Here is a 377-nt window from a genome sequence, read left to right as displayed (position 1 = left end):
TGCAGAGGATGTAGAGAACTATTTCCAGCAGTGGGTGGATGCCGAAGCCCAGCTGAAAACACTGCGAGATGAACGACAATCACTGTTCGATACCGACAAACATCGGTTCTACCGTCAGGTACCTAATGCGCCCCTGAAAGAGAGCTGGCCCAACCTGGTGATGAAACGGATGATCCGCCACGCAGCCGAAAACGGCTTTGACCGGATCGCCTGGAGCAGTGCCGCACAGCAGGTGGAACGGTATCCAAGTCTTGGGCAGGTGGTAGAGCAAATGAAGGTATCGCCCCAGTTTACCCACGAAGGCCGACTGACCCATGTCACCTTAACGATCAAAAACAGGAATGGCAGCAACCGCAGAGAGCATATTGCGGAAGAGC

At 54.1% G+C, this 377-nt stretch carries 1 protein-coding gene; it reads left to right on the top strand.

Annotated elements, in window-relative coordinates:
* On the top strand, positions 1-377 hold a 377-nt coding region (locus tag AK963_RS34555), incomplete at both ends, for a hypothetical protein (protein ID WP_175404813.1).

This window comes from Endozoicomonas atrinae (genome assembly GCF_001647025.1).
Taxonomy (GTDB): domain Bacteria; phylum Pseudomonadota; class Gammaproteobacteria; order Pseudomonadales; family Endozoicomonadaceae; genus Endozoicomonas; species Endozoicomonas atrinae.
The sequence above is the reverse complement of the archived record's forward strand: the minus strand, read 5'-3'. Positions and strand labels throughout refer to the sequence as shown.